Origin of the sequence: Bacillus sp. FJAT-45350 (assembly GCF_002335805.1) — a bacterium.
Lineage (GTDB): Bacteria > Bacillota > Bacilli > Bacillales > NISU01 > FJAT-45350.
Genome location: NZ_NISU01000001.1, coordinates 2163732 through 2188144 on the forward strand (window position 1 = coordinate 2163732; position 24413 = coordinate 2188144).

Annotated in this window: 24 protein-coding genes and 1 pseudogene; 5 read left to right on the plus strand and 20 right to left on the minus strand. The window is 38.0% G+C overall.

Translation table 11 applies throughout. From position 1 onward, the window contains the following. The first annotated feature begins 5 nt into the window (after positions 1-5). Positions 6-188: a DUF5370 family protein gene (locus CD003_RS10850; protein WP_096201137.1), complete on the plus strand. Its 183-nt coding sequence runs from the start codon at positions 6-8 to the stop codon at positions 186-188. Between the two features lie 59 nt (positions 189-247). On the opposite strand, the gene CD003_RS10855 is transcribed toward CD003_RS10850, so the two are convergent. From CD003_RS10855 to CD003_RS10900, 10 genes are all read right to left on the minus strand, one after another. Continuing rightward, positions 248-1627: an HD domain-containing phosphohydrolase gene (locus CD003_RS10855; protein WP_096201138.1), complete on the minus strand. Its 1380-nt coding sequence runs from the start codon at positions 1625-1627 to the stop codon at positions 248-250. A 241-nt stretch (positions 1628-1868) separates the two neighbouring features. After that, on the minus strand, positions 1869-2075 hold the full coding sequence (locus CD003_RS10860; RefSeq protein WP_096201139.1) for a DUF3906 family protein: 207 nt from the start codon (positions 2073-2075) through the stop codon (positions 1869-1871). Positions 2076-2091: 16 nt separating this feature from the next. Next, entirely contained in the window at positions 2092-3708 is a 1617-nt protein-coding gene (locus tag CD003_RS10865) for a nitrite/sulfite reductase (RefSeq protein WP_096201140.1), read from the minus strand. A 43-nt stretch (positions 3709-3751) separates the two neighbouring features. Next, entirely contained in the window at positions 3752-4345 is a 594-nt protein-coding gene (gene cysC / locus CD003_RS10870) for an adenylyl-sulfate kinase (protein WP_096201141.1), read from the minus strand. Positions 4346-4528: 183 nt separating this feature from the next. Next, positions 4529-5611, minus strand: coding sequence for an inorganic phosphate transporter (locus tag CD003_RS10875; RefSeq protein WP_096201142.1), 1083 nt, complete (start codon positions 5609-5611; stop codon positions 4529-4531). A 63-nt stretch (positions 5612-5674) separates the two neighbouring features. Continuing rightward, positions 5675-6820, minus strand: a complete 1146-nt coding sequence (gene sat, locus CD003_RS10880; RefSeq protein ID WP_096201143.1) for a sulfate adenylyltransferase — start codon at positions 6818-6820, stop codon at positions 5675-5677. A 167-nt stretch (positions 6821-6987) separates the two neighbouring features. Then, entirely contained in the window at positions 6988-7674 is a 687-nt protein-coding gene (locus CD003_RS10885; RefSeq protein WP_257008360.1) for a phosphoadenylyl-sulfate reductase, read from the minus strand. A gap of 175 nt (positions 7675-7849) precedes the next feature. Then, positions 7850-7999, minus strand: coding sequence for a YezD family protein (locus CD003_RS10890; protein ID WP_096201145.1), 150 nt, complete (start codon positions 7997-7999; stop codon positions 7850-7852). Positions 8000-8213: 214 nt separating this feature from the next. Next, entirely contained in the window at positions 8214-8981 is a 768-nt protein-coding gene (locus tag CD003_RS10895) for a hypothetical protein (protein WP_096201146.1), read from the minus strand. A gap of 174 nt (positions 8982-9155) precedes the next feature. Next, a complete protein-coding gene (locus tag CD003_RS10900; protein ID WP_096201147.1) occupies positions 9156-9407 on the minus strand; it encodes a hypothetical protein in 252 nt (83 codons plus the stop codon). A gap of 225 nt (positions 9408-9632) precedes the next feature. Between CD003_RS10900 and cbpB the strand changes: the two genes are divergently transcribed. Then, positions 9633-10070 (plus strand): cyclic-di-AMP-binding protein CbpB, encoded by a 438-nt coding sequence (gene cbpB / locus CD003_RS10905; RefSeq protein WP_096201148.1) that lies wholly within the window; start codon positions 9633-9635, stop codon positions 10068-10070. Between the two features lie 165 nt (positions 10071-10235). After that, positions 10236-11252 (plus strand): NADPH dehydrogenase NamA, encoded by a 1017-nt coding sequence (gene namA, locus CD003_RS10910; protein ID WP_096201149.1) that lies wholly within the window; start codon positions 10236-10238, stop codon positions 11250-11252. Positions 11253-11411: 159 nt separating this feature from the next. Here the strand turns inward: namA and CD003_RS10915 are convergent, their stop codons facing one another. After that, positions 11412-11840, minus strand: coding sequence for an SRPBCC family protein (locus CD003_RS10915; protein WP_096201150.1), 429 nt, complete (start codon positions 11838-11840; stop codon positions 11412-11414). 112 nt (positions 11841-11952) lie between these two features. Here CD003_RS10915 and CD003_RS10920 point away from each other — a divergent pair, with 112 nt between their 5' ends. Both CD003_RS10920 and CD003_RS10925 read left to right on the plus strand, forming a co-directional pair. Next, complete coding sequence (locus CD003_RS10920) at positions 11953-13200, plus strand: DUF4236 domain-containing protein (RefSeq protein ID WP_179295524.1); 1248 nt, start codon at positions 11953-11955, stop codon at positions 13198-13200. A gap of 19 nt (positions 13201-13219) precedes the next feature. Continuing rightward, positions 13220-13822 carry a CPBP family intramembrane glutamic endopeptidase gene (locus CD003_RS10925; protein WP_096201152.1) on the plus strand — a complete coding sequence of 201 codons (603 nt, stop codon included), beginning with the start codon at positions 13220-13222 and terminating at the stop codon, positions 13820-13822. 149 nt (positions 13823-13971) lie between these two features. Here the strand turns inward: CD003_RS10925 and CD003_RS10930 are convergent, their stop codons facing one another. The 9 genes and pseudogenes from CD003_RS10930 to CD003_RS10965 form a co-directional block, all read right to left on the minus strand. Beyond that, positions 13972-14412 (minus strand): YaaR family protein, encoded by a 441-nt coding sequence (locus CD003_RS10930; protein WP_096201153.1) that lies wholly within the window; start codon positions 14410-14412, stop codon positions 13972-13974. A 91-nt stretch (positions 14413-14503) separates the two neighbouring features. Further along, a complete protein-coding gene (locus CD003_RS10935) occupies positions 14504-14734 on the minus strand; it encodes a hypothetical protein (protein ID WP_096201154.1) in 231 nt (76 codons plus the stop codon). A 166-nt stretch (positions 14735-14900) separates the two neighbouring features. Continuing rightward, positions 14901-16043 (minus strand): flagellin, encoded by a 1143-nt coding sequence (locus CD003_RS10940; protein WP_373558568.1) that lies wholly within the window; start codon positions 16041-16043, stop codon positions 14901-14903. A gap of 75 nt (positions 16044-16118) precedes the next feature. Continuing rightward, a pseudogene (locus CD003_RS22670) lies at positions 16119-16526 on the minus strand (flagellin N-terminal helical domain-containing protein); the annotation flags it as partial. A gap of 30 nt (positions 16527-16556) precedes the next feature. Then, a complete protein-coding gene (fliS, locus tag CD003_RS10945) occupies positions 16557-16979 on the minus strand; it encodes a flagellar export chaperone FliS (RefSeq protein WP_096201156.1) in 423 nt (140 codons plus the stop codon). Positions 16980-17038: 59 nt separating this feature from the next. After that, positions 17039-17335 carry an EscU/YscU/HrcU family type III secretion system export apparatus switch protein gene (locus tag CD003_RS10950; RefSeq protein WP_096201157.1) on the minus strand — a complete coding sequence of 99 codons (297 nt, stop codon included), beginning with the start codon at positions 17333-17335 and terminating at the stop codon, positions 17039-17041. Continuing rightward, positions 17332-22425: a hypothetical protein gene (locus CD003_RS10955; RefSeq protein WP_096201158.1), complete on the minus strand. Its 5094-nt coding sequence runs from the start codon at positions 22423-22425 to the stop codon at positions 17332-17334. The genes CD003_RS10950 and CD003_RS10955 overlap by 4 nt, the downstream gene beginning before the upstream one ends. A gap of 116 nt (positions 22426-22541) precedes the next feature. Continuing rightward, positions 22542-23819: a DNA polymerase IV gene (locus CD003_RS10960; RefSeq protein ID WP_096201159.1), complete on the minus strand. Its 1278-nt coding sequence runs from the start codon at positions 23817-23819 to the stop codon at positions 22542-22544. A gap of 13 nt (positions 23820-23832) precedes the next feature. Further along, complete coding sequence (locus CD003_RS10965) at positions 23833-24321, minus strand: MarR family winged helix-turn-helix transcriptional regulator (RefSeq protein WP_179295525.1); 489 nt, start codon at positions 24319-24321, stop codon at positions 23833-23835. Positions 24322-24413: the final 92 nt, after the last annotated feature.

Consider the following 24413-nt stretch of genomic DNA (forward strand, 5'->3'; position numbering starts at 1 on the left):
AGAAGATGGGCGTTATTGATAAAGACGGATTTCGCTTTGAGGTAGAATACAGTGTAATAAACCAGACAGGTGCACTACATGTATACAGAGGTGGAGAATTTATTGAAGAATTAACATATAATTTTGAAGGAGATAGACCAAATCCTGAACAGATAGAGGAAATAGTTGACGGGTATGTAGGAAGATAAAACAACAAAAAATGTACTCGTTCTAATTAGCTTGTTAGTTCGAGTACATTTTAATTTACCTATACTTCCTCTTTCTTTTCATGCATTTTTCCTAATGTTAGGTCGAGGATGTCCTTTATACCAAGTAGAGCATCGTGTTCTTCACCGACTGAGAGCTGACCATCATCCCACTTTGACTCGATTTCTTTTATCGATTTAACTATTACATCAATAAAAATATTTTCGACCGTCATTCCTTCAGTAACTTCTTTGAAGTTCTTTATTGCTTCATCTCTATTTCCATTTACAAGATTAGAAACATATGACTTCCAATTTATCTCCTTTTGATTTTGAACAGTACTTCCATCCCATTCTATAACCTGGTCCCATTGAACAAACCGAGGGATAGTTACAGATAGATTAGTTGGTAATTCAAACGTTTTGGAACGATCAAGTTCTTCTAAAATTGGGCGATACGGTTGGTTCTCATTTACTTCTTTAATCCTCGCCCTCTTACCATTTGATAGCGTAACAATAGAATCCGCTGGATATATATTTAGTAATTCTATAAATTTCACTAAATATAACGAGTCATACTTCCCTTTCTTACCAAGTAATAACTCAATCGCTTTTGTAGAAGAAAGTGGTTCTCTATAGGACCTTTTTAAGGTTAATGCAGAATACGTGTCTACAATCCCCATAATTCTCACTTCTGTTGACAAATCATTCCCAGTTAAGCCTTCTGGATAACCACTACCATCTAGTCGTTCATGGTGAGATTTAACAACATCTACAAAATTTTCTGGTAATTTATTTTCCTTTAACCATTCTACTCCACAAACTGTATGACTTTGTATTTTCTCAAATTCTTCTTTAGAAAGTTTGCCTTCCTTATGCAATAAGTATCTCGGTATTTTCAACTTTCCAACGTCATGTATTAAGCAGCCAGTTGCAAATAGTTTCACATCTCTAATTCCAACAACATCTGCTAACAATGAGCCTAATAAAAAAACATCGAAGGAATGGAAATAACTATATGAATCGACTTTTTTTAAAGTGAACAGGGCTGACGAGATTTTTGAATCTTTCAAAATTGAAGTGAAGAGATTTTCAAGCCAGCTTAATTGCTTTTCATTATGCAATACATAGCCATACCTAGATTCATTTACTACATACTGTAAACTTTCGTAAAAAAGTTGTTTAATATCAAGTAATTGTTTAGAGAAAAATATACTTTCCTTTTTTCTTTCTTCTAATAAAGAGTTGACATTCATTTGAGGAGAAAAGTCATTTCTTGATTGAACTACATCAATTTTAGTAACACCCCACAACTGGAGCTTTCTGATAACAGTATCATTTACTAGTGTACCTGCCTTAACAAGTAGTGTTCTGTTTACATATATATCACTAGTAATGATTTCTCCTTCCTCAAGTTGAGCAACATATTTTGTACTTGCCAAAGCAATCCTCACCCATTTCCACAATAATTTATCCGATTAATTTTAATTACTCTTTTTATAGATATGCACTTCATTATTTTACATAAATATAAGAATCAGTAGCAATAATTATTTAACTTATTTCTTGAAATATATTACAGTTATGATACTAAAATGTTACATTAGATTATATACAGTGTATTATTTATATAGGTAATCTTAGTATAACTCGAAAAAACCTCTGCGCACAGAGGTTTTTTCATTATTCATTCATATCTACAACAAAGCCTGTCCCACTACCGATTGTCTTCTTTTCAACTAAGCTTAGTTCTTTAATAATCGGTAGCTTTAAGTAATTTCTTTCAATTTCTCGTTCTGCAAGTTGAAAGGCTTTCTCTTCTGTTTCGGAGGCAACGACAACAAAAACAGTCTTCTTCTCCAATACCGCTTCAAAACGGAATAAAACCATGCTTACAACCTCTATTCTATGCTGGTACTAAAATTGAATCTAAAGTCGCTTGTAGCTTTTCAATACCTACACGTTGTGAGAAGTCAAAGAAGTTCTCTTTTTCTTCTTTATTGTCAGTATAGAACTGAAGGAATTCTTGAAGAACTTGAGGTAACTCTTCTCCATCAATTTTACCTTGAAGCTTTTGGTTAAACTGAGCATGTTCTCTTTCTAATGTTCCACCAACATATAGTTCAAAGGCTTCTACAAGCTTTTTGTCTTTGTTTCGTAGCTTCACACCCTGTAAACCGATATCAGCAATTTGACGCTGACCACATGCATTTGGACAGCCAATCATGTGAATACGCACAGGAACATCAACAGTTATCTGCTCATCTAAGTATTCAGCCACACGACGCATGCGCTCTTTCGTTTCAACTAATGCAAGGTTACAGTATTCAATCCCTGTACATGAAACAGAGTAACCTATAAAGTTCTTTGGCTCAAGCTTAATTCGGTCAAATAGCTTTTCTTTTAATAGTCCTTCTAATTTTTCGTCTGGAACATTAGGAATGACGATATTTTGTGAGTTACATGTACGAATTTCTCCGTTTCCGTACTCTTTCGAAATTCGCGCAAGATCAAACCACTCAGCTGAGTCCATACGCCCTACAGGTACGTTAAAGCCAACATAGCTTAATCCTTCTTGTACCTGCTTATGAACGCCATAGAAATAACCTGCATTCCAGTCCTTAACTTTGTCTGTTCCCTTTGAAGGAAGCTCTACGTATTCCATAAGTTTTTCTTTAAACTTTTCAACGCCCCAATCAGCAATTAAGAACTTAAGACGAGCACGGTGACGTTTTTCACGGTATCCAAAATCACGGTAAATTGTCGTAATTGCAATCGCTACTTCCTTCACTTGCTCTGGACGAACAAATACATCAAGCTCTTCTGCTAAGTATGGCTTTGCCGATAAACCGCCACCTACTTTAACATGGAAGCCTATTACTTCTTCACCGTCAATTTCTTTTACAGCTGGTGTAAAAGCTAGACAGTTAATCTTGTCATGCCCCGCATTATGAACGTTTGCTGAGATTGACATTTTATATTTTCTTGGTAAGTTAGAAAAATCATAATTTCTTTGGAAGAATTGATATACATCCTCAACAATTTCTCGAGTGTCTAGTAATTCATTTGGATCAATTCCAGCAAGTGGGTTACCAACAATTGTTCTTGGAATATCACCACATGCACCAACTGGAGACAATCCAACACTATCTAAACGTTTATAAATATCAGGTATTTGCTCAATTGTTAACCAATGGAATTGGATTGCTTGTCGAGTTGTAATATCAATAACATCGCGACCATAGTCACGACCAATCGCAGCAAGTACTTCAGCTTGCTCGTTTGTAATGATTCCAGATGGGATGTTCACACGCATCATAAAGTAGCCATCTTCCTTTGGCTTTTGGAGATACATACCCGCCCACTTGAATAAGCTCCAGTCTTCTTTCGGAATTGAATCAAAACCTTCTTTTGCATACTTTTCAATATCTTTTAAAATATCAAGACCATCTTTTTCTAACTTTTTTAATTCATCTTTATTAAGTTTACTAGGGTCTTCAGCCCATATTTTTTCGTAAGCCATGTTGTAGCCTCCTATATTATCTGTCTGTTGCGTTAAACAACACCTACAAAACTTCCTTATTCTTTAAGTATTGTATAATTAAATCTACTGATTCTTCAATAGTATGTTTATCTGTCTCAATTACTAGCTCTGGATTTTCAGGTTCTTCATAAGGAGAACTAATGCCAGTAAATTCTGGGATTTCCCCTGCTCTTGCTTTTTTATACAGACCTTTTGGATCTCTGTTTTCACATTCTTCTAACGAACATTTTACAAATATTTCGATAAATTCACCGTCTTCTACAATCTCTCTTACTTGATTTCGGTCCTCTTTAAACGGAGAAATAAAGGCAGTGCAAGTGATTAAACCAGCATCAACGAAAAGCTTTGCAACCTCTCCAATACGACGAATATTCTCCTTACGATCTTCGTCACTGAAGCCTAATCCCTTATTTAACCCGTGTCTTACATTATCTCCATCTAGCACATAACTATTTACACCTGAATCATAAAGCTTTTTTTCAACCGCATTCGCTAGTGTTGATTTCCCTGAACCAGATAACCCAGTAAACCATAGAATTGTGCTCTTATGTTTGTTTCTCTCCTGTCGTTCATCCTTACTAATCGTCGTGTTATGCCATACAATATTTTCAGCCATTTTTGAACCATCCTTCCCTTTATTTAAAATAGTCACGACAGGTGAACACTTTTAGCACATAGTAACCAATTAAATGACACACATGAACTGAAAAATAAGCCTTCAATTTACTATTTACTATTCTGATTGATTTACTATGTTTTAAAGATAGTGTTATTTAAGGAATTTGTCAATATTTGAAGCCTAAATTCCCCCACCTTGGTCATGAACTGCACGCTTTTCTTTTCTCCCTGCTTGCGCAAGACTAATGGACCCAATTGTTGCGATAAAAACGCTTAAAATAATTGCTATTGTATAAAAATCTGCTTTTAAAAATAACATAATTAAACCATACGAGATAACAAGAGAAAATACAGGAGAGACAACCCAAACTTTAATAATTTTCTTTATAATCCCCTTTTGCCATAACTTGAATCCATTATCAGCTGTACCTATCCCAAGAATGGCAGATGTCGTAACCTGCGTTAATGGTACAGGCAATCCAAAGATTGAAGCAATAATAACAAGTACCCCACCTATCGATGACACTGTTGTCCCTTGAGTTAAGGATAGCCTCGTAATCCTTTTACCATTCGTTTCAAGTACTCTTCCACCTAATAAAATAGCTCCTAAACTAACAAAAATTCCACCAATGATTAACGCGGGCGTAATATCAATTAAACCGGCACCAACTAGTGGACCAACTGCATTTGCTACATTATTCATCCCTGCTGCAAAAGCTTCCAAACAGCCTGCTAACACAAGTAAAACTACTAACCACTTTTTCCATTTTCCTTCGCCTTTTAAAGCTGGCCATTTCTTTTCTGCTCGTTTTAATACAAAGCCAAATCCATAGGCAAGTCCAAAAGCAACAATTGGTACGATAACCCAAAACGATACAATGACAAATAGCTTATCAAAATAGACTGCTTGAAAAGCCACACCTGCACCAACAATTGAACCGACAACAACTTCACTTGTAGAAAGAGGAATCCCAATCAGATTGGCAATAAAGAGGGTCAAACAAGCTGCAGCTAGTATAATCGTAACAACGTTTACATCAACAACATCAGGAGGGATAATCCCCCCACCTATTGTTTTTACAACCTCGCCACCAGCTAAAGCACCTAGGAAGGCAAAAATGGCAACTAAAAACATCGCATTTCTTTTCTTTTTTATTGCCCCACTTCCGTAAGCTGGGCCCATGGCAGCAGCTGTACCACTTGCCCCAATATTCATTGCAAAGAATAAGGCAATTGCAAACGCAGCTATTGTTATTAATGACATTTGCTCATCACCGCTACCTTCTTGTTATCCATAACCCTCACCCTCTCTAATCGCGCCTGTGGATTATGCTTGAACTTTCTCTCGCATACCACGAATAAGCACTTCTACCACTTCTTTTCTACTAAATTCCGGTGGTGGAACCTCACCATTACTTAGCATTTCTCTTACTTTCGTTCCTGATAAAATCACTCGGTCTTCTACACCGTGTGGGCATGTTTTTGTTGATGCCATGTTCCCACACTTTTTGCAATAAAAGCTATGTTCAAAAAACAATGGAGTAATACCTAGTTCTTCACTAGTGAAGTTTTGGAAAATTGTTTGTGCGTCATATGTTCCATAATAATCACCAACACCTGCATGATCACGACCAACGATAAAATGAGTACAACCGTAATTTTTTCGTACCATCGCATGGAAGATTGCTTCTCTCGGCCCAGCATAACGCATCGCTGCAGGGAAAACCGCTAAATAAACACGATCTTTCGGATAATATTTTTCTAGTAAAACTTCATAACTTTCCATACGTACATCAGCTGGAATATCATCAGACTTCGTTTCACCTACTAATGGGTTTAAGAAAAGCCCATCAACGATTTCAAGTGCAGATTTCTGAATATATTCATGCGCACGGTGAACTGGATTTCTCGTTTGGAAGCCTACAACACGTTTCCATCCTAAACTTGCAAATTGCTCACGAGTTTCTTTCGGATCAAGATAATACTCTGTGAAACGTTCTCTTTCTACACGCTTCGTTTGTTTAACTGCTCCACCTAAGTACACACTCGGACGGTCAAATAATTTCTTAACCCCTGGATGTGCTAAATCCGCCGTACGATAAACATTTTCAGCTTCCTCTGTCTTATTAGGAACGTATTTTTCTTTAAGCTCGATAACACCATAAACAGTTCCACTCTTTACAAGCTTAATAGTTTCTCCAATTTCAAGAACTTCTGCAACATCCTCCGTTACTGGTAACGTAATTGGGACACTCCAAACTGTCCCGTCTGCTAAACGCATTGATTTAACGACAGATTCATAATCCTCTTTACCTAAAAAGCCTGTAATTGGACTAAATGCTCCATTTGCAATTAACTCCAAATCAGATAAAGCAAAATCATCTAATTCAACTTCCTTTGTAATTGTTGATACATCAACAGCCTCATCAAAACGATTCACCAAAACTCCACCATGCGGTTTACTTAAACTCATCATAAAACACTCCCCATTTTTATTAATTATTAATTATGAGTTATGAGTTACTAGTTCTTGCTCTTCAATTCATAACTCGTATCTCATAATTCATCATTGAATTACGTTTTCGTAATTCTTGCTCCCTTGCACTTCAATTTATAATTCATAACTCATAACTCAAAATTCTACTGATGTAGTCCACATTCCGTTTTATTCTTTCCTGCCCATCTTCCACTTCTTGAATCTCCATCTTCATCAACAGGTAGTGTACAGTGTTCACAGCCTATACTTGGATAGTTTTTATCGTGAAGTTCATTGTATGGGAGCTGGTGTAATCGGATATACATCCAGACTTCTTCCCACGTCCAATGAATAAGTGGACAAATTTTAATAGATTGAAAGCGGTTATCTTTGTTTACAAATTGCGTTGATTGTCTTGTAGGTGATTGTTCTCTTCTTAAACCAGATATCCAAGCGCTATAATTAGATAATTCCTTTTCTAGTGGCTGTAACTTACGTACCTGACAGCATTGGTCAGGATTTGTCTTCCAAAGTTCAGCTCCGTATTGCTCCGTCTGTTCTTCTAATGTTATTTCTGATTTTAATAGCTTAATATTTAACTGTGGATACTTTTGTCGAACCTTTTCAATCAATTCATAAGTTTCTTTAAAATGTACGTCAGTATCTAAAAACGCAATGGTTGCATCCTTTTTTACCTTACTAATTAAATCAATCATAACCATCCCTTCTGCCCCGAAGCTACATGCATATACAACATCCTCTTCAAAGGTAGAATAGGTCCACTTTAGAACATCCAGTGCATCTTTTCTATCTAACTCTCTGTTTACATTTTGATAACCTTCTTCATCCATAGATTGATAGCTTAATTCTGCCATTAGAGCTCCCCCTTTGTTTATGGCAATTGCAGTATTTAATTCACAGTTTGCCATTTATAATTACTAATTTATTGAAATTTTCATATAAAAAAAGCAACATTAAAATTGAGTGTATCCCAATAAATGTCGCCTCTAGTTGTCTAGTCAGCTATTATTTCAAACGTACCTTTTCGTTTTTTTCAATTTGAATTACTTTTCCATCCTGCACGACTAACGTAATTGATCCATATTTCAAATTTTTAAGAAGGTCTTTTAATTTATCAAACATTTTTTCTTCCTCGTCTATTTCTCGAGATTTCATACTGATGCCTCCTTACTCTCCATCTCTTAATTCCATGTAAGTTTATATGATTTATTTGTATTTTATCCATGAACATCCAAAAAGTCAACCCTACTTTTCGGGTAGGAATTAAATATTTTGATTTAATTCATAAAATTTTATTAACTCGTCTATAATCGATATCCTAAAATACAAAAAAAATAGCCACCAAACTTAATTGGTGACTACGCTATCTTTATTGATTAACTGTACCCTTAACATTTGTAACCGTCACTTCACCACTGCTATTTTGCACAATTGTTACATCTTTCTCAATTGAATCAATTACAATAGCGCCAGTACCACTCATCACTTGAACTGAACCATCAACTGATGAGATATCAATATTACCTGAACCAGCAATTAAATTTACGTTTCCAATGTGGTTACTTAAAGTAAATTGGCCAGAACCGTTATTTACTTCTAACTCACCGACAATGTCATTTAATGCTATTTTTCCAGACCCATCAGTAATTGCGATGTTTCCAACAACAGAGTTCATAATAATATCCCCTGAACTGTGGTTTAGCTTCATGTTTCCGTTCATATTTTCCACATAAAAATGTCCAGCAGTTTGCTTTAGTTCCACATGTAAATCAATTGGAACATAAATCTCTAAGTGTACACGTGCTTCATTTGTCGTTTCTGTTCCTTGATAAATACTCGTTGATAAAAGGGCTTCTGTTCCCTCTTTATCAAGACTTACTTGAATATTATTTTCTCTAAAAGCCGCAGCTTCCGCTTCAGTGTCACTAACAACAACTACACTCGCAATAACTTCTATCTCTGCTCGTCCTTCTTCACCGAATATTTCAACATCACCTTTTTCTAAATCCATAACAAGTATATCAATGCCATCTGCTGCTAATGTATAGTCTGTCGCTTCCTCTGTCATCGATAAATTACATCCACTTAGTAGTAATAATACAAAGCTTATAATTCCAATTATAAAAACACGTTTCATTCCGATTTCCTTCTTTCATCGCAATTTCATCCGCTTAACAATACCATAAATCCGAGATTTACTACAATATAGAACACCTGTAGTAAGAGAAGTTTCACCTTTTAGACAAGAGTAAGAAAATTTTTACCCATCAAGATTTGACATAACCAATGTATATGTATTCTTAATTTACAACTATCTACTCCTATCTTTATATCGAAAATCAATTACAATAGCTGGCTTTTTGTTTATTTCTTTTATTTCTGTCATATACCCTTCACTCTTTCTTTGCTCAAAGGTTCTTTTTGAGATTGGCCGAGGTCTTGACCATGAAAGTGAACCTATGTTCTGCCATGAATCATGTGTGATAATTTCTTGTTTATAATAATAGCAATTTCCTGAAGGATATTTTTCACAAATATATTTTACTGTTTGCTTTGTATGCATCTTATCACCCTCTTTACAACTATTATCATCGACAATAATCCATAAAATAAAACCCAATTTTAATCAATTTATTCATATCTATATAGTGTTTAGCATAGATTATTAATGAGTTCACCTCTCTTGTAAACGCTTTCATTTCCTCCTTGACAAATAATTGCATACCTCCTAGTATAAAATGAGAGGATATTTGAACGGATACTAAATAGAGAAGAAGTGATACGAGACATGATGCAAGAATTGAAGAACAGTAATATTATGGAAAATGAAATTAAAGAGTTAATGATTCCTCATGAAAAGGTAGCCCATGTACAGCTTGGAAATCCACTTGAACATGCACTACTTGTTTTAATAAAGTCAGGTTATTCTGCCATTCCAGTACTAGATACATCTTACAAAATACGTGGGCAAATTGGTAAGGCACTAATTTTAGATTCACTCCTTGGACTAGAGCGTATTGAAATGGAACGCTTAAACGATCGTAAAGTAGAGGAAGTGATGGATTCAAAAATTCCTTATATTCGAAAAGACGCAAACTTTTCGAGAGCGTTAGCAATGTCTATCAATCATCCATTTATCTGTATAATTGATGATGACGATTCGTTTATCGGGATACTCACTAGAAGATCGATATTAGCATTAATCAATCGATATTTAAGAAAATAGTTTTTGTGAAGGGCCGTTTGGAAAATATCCGAATGGTTTTTCTTTTAGTTTAAAAACAAATTAGAACAGAAGAAAAGAGGTAAGCCATCCTTTTGAATACGTTCTATGAAACATGATACACTTATGGTATGTTTTAGAATTTAGATAATTGGAAGGAGTAATACGATGACTATGCTATTTTCACCTTATACAATTAAAGATGTAACATTAAAAAATCGTATCGTGATGTCACCTATGTGTATGTATTCCTCAAATGAACAGGACGGGAATGTAACTCGCTTCCACATTACTCATTACGGAACTCGCGCATTAGGACAGGTAGGTCTTGTCATGCTAGAAGCAACTTCTATCACTCGACAAGGTAGAATTTCGAATGAAGACTTAGGGATTTGGCATGATGACCATATTGAAGGTCTTTCTAAAGTAGTAGAAGATATTCATTCATATGGGTCAAAGGCTGCGATTCAAATTGCACATGCAGGTAGAAAAGCAATGGCTGATGGAGATGCAATCGGCCCGTCAGCAATACCTTATAATGATAAAATGAAAATGCCTATTGAAATGTCTGAAAAAGATATTAAAGACACAATTCAAGCATTCCAAGACGGGGTATTACGTGCGAAAAAAGCCGGTTTTGATATTATTGAGCTTCACGGGGCCCACGGATATTTAATTAGCTCATTCCTATCTCCTTTATCTAATAAACGAACAGACAACTACGGTGGCAGTCTAGAAAATCGATACCGTTTCCTTAGAGAAACAATTACTGCTGTAAAAGAAGTATGGGACGGACCACTATTTGTTCGCGTATCAGCAAATGATTACTTAGAGGATGGATGCTCCATTGAAGACTTTGTTACATACAGCAAGAAAATGAAAGAAGACGGTGTAGACCTCATCGACACTAGCTCAGGTGGAGTTGCCTCAGCAAAAATTAAGCCATATCCAGGTTATCAAGTACGTTACGCAGAAACAATTCGAAGTGAAGCAAATATCCCTACAGGAGCTGTTGGCTTAATTACGACAGGGATTCAAGCAGAAGAAATCTTACAAAATGAACGTGCTGACTTGGTTTTTATTGGTCGTGAATTACTCCGTGACCCTTATTGGCCACGAACAGCAGCTAGTCAGCTAGGTGAGACAATTGAAGCACCTGTACAATATGAGCGAGGCTGGAATTAACTAATGATGAGTTATGAGTTCTAAGTTATGAATGGGTAATTGTTAATGGTTAATTAGGGAGGGGGGATTCTTTCCTCTTTCCAACTTTCTGCTAACCAACAAGTAACTTGATGCCATTATCAATTAACAACTGTCAGTACCCTTTCCAGCTTTCTACTTTCAACTAAAATACTTCCTAATCTCCTTCTCCCTACTAGAAAACATCCCCTTTAAAAATTGTTGCACAAATAAACCTGGCATAATTGCTTCGTATGTCACAGTATCCTTCATTAGCGTACCATTACCCTTCTCTTCAAAAGCATGAACATGCCTCCACTCTTTAAATGGAAAAGGAACAACTTTACCAACATCAATAAAATATGACTTTTCTACAACCTCCGTAATATCTGAACTCCAAGCCATTTTAAACAATCTAAAATTAAGCTCCATCTCAATTATGTTTCCTTTTACCGTAGCCGGGTTAGAAAGAATCCGAACTTTTGGGAACGAAGTAATTTTAGCTAAATTTTCAGCGGTTGAAAAGAAATCCCAAACATTATCAATATGACTATCAATGTATGTCTCATAATAAAACGTGTGTTTCCCCATTCAAAGCCCACCTTCATAGACACAATTATTTCCTCTCATTGTAAATATCAGGTACAATATTTGTAAAGAAATAAGAACGAGTAAGTGTTAACTAAAAAGGAGGTCTATGAGAATGAGCTTCCGTTTTCAAAAACGAGTGAAAGTAGCACCAGGTGTACGTATAAATATAAGTAAACGAGGGGTAAGTACTTCAATAGGTCGAAGAGGAGCCTCAGCTACCTTGGGAAAACGAGGTCTTTACGGGAATATAGGTATGCCAGGAAGTGGCTTATCCTATCGAACCAGATTAGATAAAAAAAGTGGTCGAAAAACGATTCAAATGACAAATGGTAATAATGACTCACCTGCCGGAAATATACAACTCGTATACCAAAAGGATACACATAGTGTTGCCTTTGTCACAGATAACGGAAAACCGCTTCCTTCATCGTTAGAAAGACAATTAAAGAAGGAGTTTAGTTCTGATATTGAAAAGCTGTATAGGGAAAAAGAACAAGAAATAAATGCCCAAACTGATCGCCTATTGGATTTGCATCATCAAACTTTTAAACCTACATCATACCAAGACCTAGACAGAGAGATAGATGAAATTACAGCCTTCAATGAAAGAGAACCTTTGCAAGAAGAAATCTATCGAGAAATGTTAGAAAGTGAACGTAAACAGTTACATACTATGACAAAGCTACTCCTTCTTCTCCCCTCCAAGAAAAAAGAATTTGAAGAGCGTATCAATGAGCAATCAACAAAAGCTTACAAAGAACAACTGACACAATACCAAGAGGACAAAGCCGCACTGGAGGATGAAAAGGAATATAGAAAAGGGTTGCTATCAAGAGTTGGGCAAGGTGATATGGAAGCAATTGAACAATGGCTTGAACTTTATTTACCAGAACTAGATTTTCCTCTAGAGACGAATGTTTCCTTTTCTGTTCTATCAAAAGAAACTATCTATTTAGATGTTGATTTACCTGAAATGAAAGACATTCCACTAACAAAGGCAGAAATACTTAAATCAGGAAAACTTAAGGTAAAGGAAAAGTCTCAGAGGGAAACACGCGAACATTTTGCTCTAGTTGTTGGTGGGACGGCACTTTATTTATGTTCCTTTGTTTTTGCCTATGTACCCTCCTGTAAAAATATTGTCATTTCAGGATTCACACAGATACTTAATGAAGCAACTGGACATACAGAAGACCAGTATATATACAGCCTAGTTGTAGACCGTACTACTTTATTTGAATTAAATATGGAGCATCTTCACCCTGTAGTTGCATTTGACAATTTTAAGCCTAAAATCAACGCAACGAAAACATATATTTTTAAAGAAATTAAACCATATCAACCAGAGGATTTCAGTTAGTAGAAAGGTGGGAGTACAGTTGAATTATTGGTTTTCTATTGTTATACCTGTTGTCATAGCCCATCTATTACTCTGTTTAAGCTTTTTATTGCAGCCAATTGATTTTTGGATTCTGTTCCCCCTTTCCCTTTTTGTTTTATCGGTATATGCACTTACTAGGGAGAGATTGTTACTTGAACTTCAAAACCACATTTTATGGTTAGGATTCGTCTCAGGGTTCTTACTATATGGAGTATTTGCATTTGGTAAATGGTTTATTGCCTGGAGTGGTATACCGTTACTAGAACAATTAGAAGCACTATATCAGCTAGTTCAACCAGTAAGTCTGTGGAATTATCTATTTTTATTTTTGATTATTATACCTGGAGAAGAGTTATTTTGGCGGGGGTTAGTGGTAAAGAGGTTAAGTATGAAGTTTTCACCTATGCTTTCTGTAAGTGTAGGTGCACTATTCTATGCATCAGCTCATATATATTCAGGAACGATTTTGTTGGTTGTAGCAGCTTTACTAGCTGGATTTGTGTGGGGATGGATTTATTTGAGGACAAGGAGTATTTGGGTGGCGATATTCTCACATTTGGTGTTTGATTTGTTTTTGTTGGTGGTGTGGCCACTTATGTAAAAGTCATAAAAACGTATAGGGGTGTTTCAGAGAAGGGCAATGGCTTCGCTCGCTACTCGTCAAACAACAAGAAAACCGCTTGCTGTTTGACTTTAAAAACAGGTAGCAGCTAAGCACATTGCTTTGCCTAAAAGCGACTAACGTCGCTTTTAGGCGTATATATTAACTAGCAACCCTTTAATCTCTCCAACCATATCAAGTATTTCTAAGCCCTTCTTCTGCTTTTCAATTAATGCATCTGTTAAATCGAGTAGTTTCCGGTCTACTTCTTGAACGATTTTGTAAATTTTTGTACGTCCACGTCGGTTAAAGCCGCGGCGCTCTTCGAGGCTTAGACCGAACTGAACGGCATCCTCCATGAACTCTTTTACAAGTGCTTTATATTTACGAAGCTCGTCAACCGTTCTTGAAGATTCAGCTAACACTTTTCCTTGGTCATCTATTTTTTGCATTAGAGCATTTAAACGTTCGTATGCTTTTTCATCACGTTGTTTTCCCATAACTTCTGTAAAAGAAACCTTTCCAGTAACCTCTTGCTTTTTCGGGTCTATTTTACCTAAGCCTGTCTTTCCTACTCTTTGAACATCCATTTACTTCCCGCCTTTATCTTAAGTAATTAGTTTTATTTTAGCACAGGCTTATATAGCAAGTAAGGTGCTAAACTTCTGTAACAGTGGAAAATTAATGTAAGAACTGTTCGCACTGTTTTTGAAGCTCATTAATTTCTCGCAGTAGACGATTTATTTCCAACTGTATCTCAGCTACCTTTTCACGGTCATGCTGTACTTCTTTCGCATACTCAGCAAGCAGCTTCATCTCCCGAAGCTTATACTCAATGGCACACAACAAACGGTCTCTCTCCTTTACCCACTCTAACTGCTCCTCTAAAAACCGTCTCTCTTCCTCACTCATGTAAACACGCCCTTTAAATACTTACACCCATTATCTCAAAAAAGAAGCAAAGTTAAAAGGCGCTTGTCCTTCCCTTCCCAACGTTCTACTTTCCAACTATCCTCTAACCAACTAACCCCTAAAAAAAGAGACTGACCAAAACGGCCAAGTCTCCTTGTTAATATGTTTATTGTAATAACTGTAATACACCTTGTGGTAATTGATTCGCTTGTGCAAGCATTGCTGTTGCTGATTGGTTAAGAATGTTATTTTTCGTGAACTCTGTCATCTCAAGAGCCATGTCAGCATCACGGATACGAGACTCAGACGCAGTTAGGTTTTCATGAGTTACTTGTAGGTTATTAATTGTGTGCTCCATACGGTTTTGAGTAGCACCTAATTTTGCACGAACGTCTGATAGGATGTTAACTGCACGGTCAAGAATGAAAATTGCTTCATTCGCACCTTCTTGCGTAGTAACATCAACTCTCTCAATACCTAAACGAACTGTGTCAAGTTGTGGGATGTCGATCATTACATTTTGGTTAGTGTTCGGCCCGATTTGGAATGCTAGAGCATTGTTGATTAGTGCGAATTCAGTTGTGTTTCCACCTGTAGCATTTGAAGGTTGTATGTTACTATCAAAATTAAATTCAAACCCACCATGACGGATAACACCATTTCGAGATGTAATTTCCTTATTAAATTCCATTCTTTCATATTCTTCTGGATCGGCGTTATCTTCTTTATAATAAACAGAGAAGTTGGCTCTCATTTCCAATGATACTTTTACAGTTCCAGCACCAGTGATTTCTGTAGTATTAATTAATAACCCACCAATTGTTACTTCTTGATTTAGTCTTGCAACTTGGTCCGAAGTAAAATCGGTTACACTCACATCTTTATAGTCAGCAGAAGCTGGAGCTATTAGTGTTGTAGTACCTCCATCATCATTTACTGTAAACCAGTCTGTCCCATCGGTTCCAATTATATTACCATTATTATGCTTAAAAAGCTCTAAATTACTGGTAACTGGTCCTGGACCTGTGACAAAATCCCCAGTATACTTTTCACCAACTTCTACTGCTTTCTTTTCAATTGGTATTCCGTTTGGACCAATAACTTCAATAGTTGCTCCCTTATTATCTCCGTCAAAATTTCTTATGTTTATTGTATATTCACCTAATGCATTCTCTTCATCAAGTGCTGCAAATTTTATATCTGAAGAAAGTCCTATTCCTGCTGCTGGTTGTGTAATACGGACAACCTCTTCTACCCCTGCAATATCTAAACGATAATCCCCTGACTTTAATGCTGGATTCAACACCATTGGAAAATCAGTTAAATTAGATATGTTGGTTTCATTTGCGTTTTTAAAAGTGGTAAGCACTGCACTCGATCCATTTAATAGAGTTCTTGTATTAAACTCTGTTTTTTCAGAAACACTATCAATTTCTAACTTCAACTGATCAATCTCTTTCTGAATCTGTTCACGGTCAAATTCAGTATTTGTATCATTTGCACCTTGAACTGCTAGCTCACGCATACGTTGTAGCATAGCATGTACTTCTGTTAAAGCACCTTCTGCTGTTTGCATTAATGATATTCCATCCATCGCATTTCTTTCTGCTTGTTTAAGACCACGAATTTGAGAACGCATTTTCTCCGAGATTGCTAGACCAGCTGCATCATCAGCTGCACGATTAATTCGAAGACCAGAAGATAATTTTTCTAAATTTTTCGATGTACTAAACTGATTTGCATTTAAATTACGATAAGCATTTAAAGCTTGAATATTGTTATTAATTTTCATTGGAATTTACTCCCCTTAATTCTGTAGTTTTTATTCGTAAATAGCTGTTTGCTCGTAAGCATTTGCTTTTTGTCTTATAATTTTTGGTTGTGCATCGGCATTTTTTTTCATCGCTAGATTCCATGCATTCATAATCTCAGTTAAGATATTAAGAACTTCATTAATACTAGTCACATCTTTATTATAGTTTGCTTCAACCAGTTTATCTGCCATATAGTTATATAGCGTATCTAACTGGTCAGCGACAATACCAGCTTCATAATTAATTCCAGCCCCTAAGCGGTGTAGGATATCAGTTGCCTTCTTTAAATTTTCATTTGCTTGTATATAATCTTTTTCATCTATTGTTTTTATTGCACTTTCTAAATTTGTTACGCATGCCTCATAAAGTAATGCTGTAATTTCTTGTGATGTTTTTTTATGAAGAGCCTCACTTGTTATAAACTGTGTCAAGGTTACACCTCCGTCTCTTTCAACTTCTATTTGTAATATCGGAATATTAATTTCAATGTTTAATAGTTTTTCTCCATTTCCTCAATAAGTAACAAAATTTCTGCGATTACCGAGTACAATTGGGGTGGAATATTGTCACCTAGGTCCATATCTAGTAAATTTTCGACGAGCATTGGGTCTTCTTGCATGTGAATATTGTTCTTTTTTGCTAAATCTAAAATTTGATTTGCTACTTGTCCTTTTCCTTGGGCGATAATCTTCGGTGCTCCACCGTCTTCATCATACTTAAGCACAGCAGCAGTTGGACCATTTGTCATCCGACGCTGTTTATGGTTAAAGTGCTTTGACACCATCATATCTTGAAGTCAAATCCTTTCTCAGTGAAGATTGGTTTTTGCTGTGGTTCTATTTGCTGTTCACCTTCTTGAGTTACTTGTTGTTGTGTATTTTTCTCTTGAGAAACCATTTTTGTAAATTTTATTCCACCGACGTTATATCCAATCTCTGCTAGATTATCAATACTCTTATCCACTAAAGGCTCCATTCGGTCTTTAAAATCATCTTGTTCGTTTTTTAATGTTACTGATAGATTACGATCAACGACATTCAACATGATTCCAACCTCGCCAAGTTTCGGTGTATCAATTAGGAAATAAAGATTACAGTTTTCCCAGTCTACTTGCTGACCTTCATTTCTTGAATTGACATACACCTGTAGATTCTCAGCTTGTTCTTCTAATAGTAATGGTAGATTAAATAGCATACTTTGTAGGTTACTACTATTATCCGATTTGCTTAGTAGTTGCTGTCCAGTTAAGTTATTTAACGCTTGGTTTGCTTGTTGAGAGATTCTAGTTCCTTCTTCCTCACCACGCATCAGTTGCATCAAGACTGCCTTCATATTTCGTTGATTCGCATCCTGTTGTGATTGTTCGCGAGATGAAGCAAGCATTTGGGCAATCTCACTATCCCGGTTTAATCCAAGACTACGTACCATTTCAAAAGCTTGTCGCGCTGATGGCTCTTGCATATACGTACGAGTAGTATCTGTCAATTGTTGTAGTAACTGTTGTTGGGGTGTACGCCCTTCTTGTTGAAGACGTTCATTTGATACATAATGTTTAATTTTCGTTTCCGACGGCTGGAAGTTTAGTTTCTCTACTTCATTTTTTACTTCTTGGACAATACGACTTGCTTCTTGATAGTTTCCTCTATTTAAAAACTTCTTCGCTTCAGCTAACTGACCACTTGCTTGCATTAGTTTTTTTTCTGTCTTCATATCTGTTAAAAGCATCATTTCACTTTTTAAAATGGCATTGTCTAGTTTCTTAATTGTTGTCTCTAATAATGGTTTTACTTGGTCTCTTGATTTACTTCTGTATTGTTCTATTAATCTCTGAATTGTATCTAAATTTCTTGTAATATCACGCTGCATATCTTTAAATTCTGCTGTAGCTTCTGCTAACTTTTGAGTAACAGTTGTTACTGCAATATCTTTACTATTTAACTGAACACTCGTTTGAAATTGCTCATTTAAGACATATTGCTGGGTTTCCTGAGCTGGTCTAACAGGCTCTTGCGCTGCTGCTTGTTGTTCAACTTGTGTTAGTGCTTGCATCATTTCTTGACGAGCTGCCATTTCACGACCATTTTGCTGTAATTCACTTGCACTTCTCATAGATTGCTCTAGTGCTCGTGCCATATCTTGACTTGTTTGCGGGTGTTCAGCAACTTGTTGACGTACCTGCTCTATAGCTCGCTCAAGTTGTGGCTCTTTTTGAAGAGTTTGTTGTGCTTGACGAATGGCATCAGTAAAACGGGTTTCTGTTTTCCCTGCTTCGGAATTATTAGAAGTACGAGTCGCGTTTTGTTCAGTTCTTTGCAACTCAGTTTCTGCCTTTGCTAATGCTTGTACCATCCGGTCTTTGCCAACTTGCTCAAGCTGTTCAGCCTGAGTTGCAACACGATTAAGTGAATCCTGCGTACGAGTTTCAACAGCGTTACTTTGCATTTGCTGACGAATATTTTCAACCGCTCGTTGTAAGCTGCCTGTTTGTTGTACTTTTTCACGAATTTGGCGAACCATATCATTTAAACGTTGCTCGTTTCTTTGTCCTTCTTGTGTGCGTTCAACTGGTCTCTGTTCAGATTGACGGCCTTCCGCGCGAGATAAATCCCGCTCTGCCTGTTGTAATGCTTGCGTTAAACGCTCTCGTCCCGTACTTTCCTGACCTCGTTGCTGCAACTGACGAGCTTCTTCTGTTGCTCGCTCTACCCTCTGTGCCACTTCTCGGCCCACACTTGGGTTATTCACTACTTGTTGGCGCACTTGCTCCACTGACCTCTGCAAGTTAGGTTCGCGTTGCACTTGCTCTCTCACTTGACGAACTGTTTCACTTGCGCGTTGCTCTTGTCTTGGAGCTTCTTGCGCTCTCTGCTCCTGCACACGACCTTCCACGCGCGATAAATCTCGCTCCGCCTGCTCCAACGCTTGCGTTAAACGCTCTCGTCCCGCACTTTCCTGTCCTCGTTGATGTAACTGACGAGCTTCTTCTGTTGCTCGCTCGACTCTCTGCGTAACCTCAGGACTCACTCTCGGATTATTCACCACTTGTTGACGCACTTGCTCCACTGCTCTCTGCAAATTCGGCTCTCGTTGGACTTGCTCTCTTACTTGACGAACCGTTTCGCTTTCGCGCGGTTCTTGTCTTGGTACCTCTTGCGAGCGTGTACTTTCTGTTCTTGCTAAATCACGCTCCGCCTGTTGCAATGCTTGAGTTAACCTTTCACGTCCAGCACTTTCCTGGCCACGCTGCTGTAATTGACGGGCTTCTTCCGTCGCTCGCTCTACTCTCTGCGCAACCTCTGGACTCACTCGTGAATTGTTTACAACTTGTTGGCGCACTTGCTCTACTACTCTTTGGAAGTTCGGCTCTCGCTGTACTTGTTCCCTCACTTGACGGACTGTTTCACTCGGGCGTTGCTCTTGTCTTGGTACCTCTTGCGAACGTGTGCTTTCTGTTCGTGCTAAATCACGCTCCGCCTGTTGCAAGGCTTGTGTTACACGCTCACGCCCCGCACTTTCCTGTCCTCGCTGCTGTAATTGACGAGCCTCTTCCGTCGTTCGCTCCACTCTCTGCGCTACCTCAGGACTCACTCTCGGATTGTTCACCACTTGTTGGCGCACTTGCTCCACTGCTCGTTGTAAATTTGGCTCTCGTTGGACTTGTTCCCTCACTTGACGTACCGTTTCACTCGCACGTTGCTCTTGTCTTGGCACTTCCTGTGGTCTCGTCTCCTGCACACGACTTTTCACTCGCGATAAATCCCTCTCCGCCTGTTGCAACGCTTGCGTTAACCTGTCTCGTCCTGCACTTTCCTGACCTCGTTGCTGTAACTGGCGTGCTTCTTCCGTCGCTCGTTCTACTCGTTGCGCTACTTCCGAGCTTACGCGCGGATTATTCACCACTTCTTGACGAACCTGCTCCACTGACCTCTGGAGGTTCGGCTCTCGTTGTACTTGCTCTCTCACTTGACGGACTGTTTCACTCGGACGTTGCTCTTGTCTTAGCGTTTCTTGTGGTCTCGTCTCCTGCATACGACCTTCCACTCGCGATAAATCACGCTCCGCCTGTTGCAACGCTTGTGTTAATCTCTCTGGTCCTGCACTTTCCTGTCCACGCTGCTGTAATTGACGAGCCTCTTCCGTCGCTCGCTCCACTCTCTGTGCTACCTCAGGACTCACCCTAGGATTGTTCACCACTTGTTGGCGCACTTGCTCCACTGCTCGTTGTAAATTCGGCTCTCGTTGTACTTGCTCTCTCGCCTGACGAATCGTCTCACTGGCACGCTGATCGTTCCTTACAGCTTCCTGAACTCTTACATCCTGTGATGGTCTACTTTCTACGACTCTATCAGTCTGTCGCCCTTCTGTACGAGCTAAATCTCTCTCTGCTTTTTGAAGAGCATCTACTAATCTATCTCTACCAACTTGTTGTAAATATCTAGCCTCATTTACAGCTCTGTCAACTCTTTGAGCTACTTCTCGATCCACTCTAGGGTTATTTACCACTTGTTGACGCACTTGTTCTACTGCTCGTTGAAGATTTGGCTCTCTCTGTATTTGTTCCCTCACTTGACGAACCGTTTCACTCGGACGCTGTTCTGCTCTTTGCACTTCTTGTGATCTAACTTCTTGAGTCCGTCCCTCACTAATTCTTCCATCTTGTGAACGACCTTCTACTCTTGCTAGATCTCGCTCTACTTGCTGTAGCACTTGGTTTAAGCGCTCTCGTCCAACGCTTTCTTGCCCCCGTTGCTGTAGTTGACGAGCTTCTTCTGTCGCTCTCTCTACCCGCTGAGCTACTTCTGGACTTATACGTGGATTTTCTACCACCTGTTGACGCACTTGTTCCACTGCTCTCTGCAAGTTTGGCTCTCTCTGAACTTGCTCTCTCACTTGACGAACCGTTTCACTCGGACGCAGTTCTGCTCTTTGGCTTTCCTGAGGTCTTACTTCTTGAGTTCGACCCTCATTCGCTCTCAGATCTTGCGAACGACCTTCCACCCGCGATAAATCTCTCTCTGCCTGCTGTAACGCCTGAGTAATTCTTTCTCGACTAGCACCTTCTTGACCCCGTTGTTGTAATTGGCGGGCTTCATCAACCGCTCGTTCCACTCTTTGAGCCACTTCTCGATTTACTCTAGGGTTATTTACTACTTGCTCACGAACTTGCTCTACTACACGTTGCAAGTTTGGCTCTCTCTGAACCTGTTCTCTTACTTCGCGAACCATTTCACTAGGACGAGCCTCACTTGAGGCACTAGCAACAACTCTCTCTTGTCTCGGTATTTGGAATTTAGGGTCGATTTCTTTCGCTAAATCTGTTAACACTTGATTCAACGGTCGGCCGTGCAGTGCTTCATGTACCGAACGTAATTGTGTTGGCGTTGCTTCTAGACGTTTATTCGCCATCGCTTGAACTGTTTGTAAGCGCTGCTCGGTTGTTCCATTTGATGAGTTCATAAAGGTTTGGAGATCACGAACAGATTCCCTCGTTAATGGAACTCCTTTATCAAGGAGCATTTGTGCCGCTTGACGAAGTTCTGGAGTAGGATTCGCCCCTGCTCCTAAACTTCGTAGTACACGTGTAACATCTCTTTGCTCACCTGTCTGCTGTGAAGAAGATGAACGAGGCTCTTCTGTAATTGTTCGAACACGAACTACATCATCCTTCTGTGTACCAATTTGGACTGTTACTCTATCACTTGATGGGACGCTCCCTTCAAATCTTGCTTGAACTTCACGTCCACGAATTTGTAATGTGGCTTCATCTTTACTAGTTCTCTCTTTTATCGTTGCACGATAGACTTCTCCTTCACGAAGCTGTATCGGTCTATCTGATGAATTTTGCTGATTCGAGGCAACTAAACTACTTATATTCATTCGACTCACTCCCGTACAATTTCCCTATATATGTTGTTTATCGGCTTGATAGCAAAATCTATTAACGATCTGTTAAAAAGAATTAAGTAAAACAAAAAACACTTAGCTACTTTTAACTAAGTGTTGTCATTTTTACTTCTTTCTCTCAAAAAATCCTTATCTAAGCTCGTCCCTCGACGCTTTTTATCCCTCAATAATTCACTTGGATCCCCTTTTGCTTGACCACCCTTTATTAATGAGCTCTCACCATATTTATTTCGAATTTCATCAACTGTCTTTAACAGCTCGTAACTCTTGGCATCTTTTTCGTAATTAAATAAATCTAGCTGCTTATATCCATATTGCTCATCAACTAAGTTTTGTCCTGTAATTCCTAATAATCGAATAGGCTCTTTATTCCAATATTTTCGAAATAGAAACAATGAGTACTCTAACAACTCTTCACTCGATTGAATTGGATAATCTAAGGATTTGCTTCGAGTGATTGTTTTTCTGTCACTATAACGAATTGTTAATTGTACTGTATTTGCACATACCTGTTTCCGCCTTAATCTACGACCAACAGAACCTGCCAGGTTCGTGAGCACAATTTTTACTTTCTCTTCACTTGTCGTATCTGCCTTTAGTGTTGTTGAATTCCCTACACTTTTGAACTCTGAAAAAGAGCTAGGATCAACTGGGCGAGCATCAACCCCGTTCGCCCTTTCAAAGAGCTTAACTCCATTCACACCAAATTTTGTACTTAAAATATCCTTACTCGTATGAGCCAAATCTCCAATCGTTCTAATGTTAAGCTTAATTAATTTTTCTGCCGTTTTCTTACCAACACCATGCATTTCACCTACAGGTAAAGTCCAAAGCTTCTTGTCTAGTTCACGCTTTCGCAAAATAGTAATCCCTAATGGCTTCTTCATTTCACTAGCCATTTTCGCTAGAAATTTATTCAGAGCAATTCCAATACTACAAGGAAGGTCAAGCTCCTTTTGCAGTCGATGTTGAATTTCATAGGCAATTTTTATTGGATCTTCTGTATAGTTTGTTATATCAATATATCCTTCATCTATAGAAACTGGTTCTACTAAAGGTGTATATTCTTCTAACAACTGAAACATTTTTTCCGATGCTGAACGGTAACGATCGAAATTTGGTGGTCTAATAATTAATTCTGGACATAAACGCTTCGCTTGCCAAATAGGCATTGTTGTTTTTACACCTTTAGCTCTTGCTTCATAGCTACATGTAACAATAATACCGCGCCGTTCTTCTACGTTTCCAGCTATTGCTAATGGTTTTCCTTTTAAAGTGTGGTCATAGGCAGACTCAACTGAGGCATAAAAACTATTCATATCAACATGAAAAATGACTCTACCTTTTTTCAAACGGTTATCTGCCATAACGCTCCACCCATTATTTTTGTCCTGTTTTCTCTACCCATTTGACAAATTCTTTTCCATGAAAAAAACTGTTAGCTTCTTTAATGAACTCTCCCATTTGTAAAACAAATTGTTTATTTTCCTCACTTTGTGCCATATATGCCTTAATATAATTCATGAAAGGAGATTCGAATTTAGCTGATTCTTCACGTTTCTGCTCTCCCTTATCTGTTAAACAAACATAGGATACACGCAAGTCTTGTTCGTCCTTCGTCGTTCGGACTAACTCCTTTGCTTTTAACCTTTTAACAATTTGCATCACTGTCGATAAATCCCAAAGTCCTACCTCTGCAATTCTAGACATCGAAGCTTTTTTCTCAAAGAAAAGAATCCACAAAATGTGTTGCTCTGATTGAGTAATCCCAATTTCTTGAGCTGAATGTTGCCAGCTCTCATCAACAACTTTTCCAATACCTCGAATATAATTTAACGCTTTATGTAAATCATGAAAATCATTACTCATTATTCCCCACATTCCTTCCACTAGTATAACTAGATTTCTCTATATTGGAATCGAATCAATATAGGGAAATATTAACATAAAATAAACCCACA